We start from the raw sequence: 295 nt of genomic DNA on the forward strand, positions 1-295 counted from the left end.
GCAGTCGTCGCAGTCGTCGTCTCGTGGGCAGTCGTCCCCGCGCAGGCGGGGCTGTTCCGATCACCACCAGCAAGTTCGGTCCCCGGATCAAGTCGTCCCCGCGCAGGCGGGGCTGTTCCAGGGTCACCTTCCACGCCCCCGAAGTCAGGGCCGTCGTCCCCGCGCAGGCGGGGCTGTTCCCACGTTCGAGACCTGGTGCATGGTCTCGATGGCGTCGTCCCCGCGCAGGCGGGGCTGTTCCTACACCTTCCGTGGCTTGTTCGGCTCGTTCGGCGTCGTCCCCGCGCAGGCGGGG

The sequence above is a fragment of the Dietzia sp. CW19 genome (assembly GCF_014145265.1).
In the GTDB taxonomy this organism is placed as follows: Bacteria; Actinomycetota; Actinomycetes; order Mycobacteriales; family Mycobacteriaceae; genus Dietzia; species Dietzia natronolimnaea.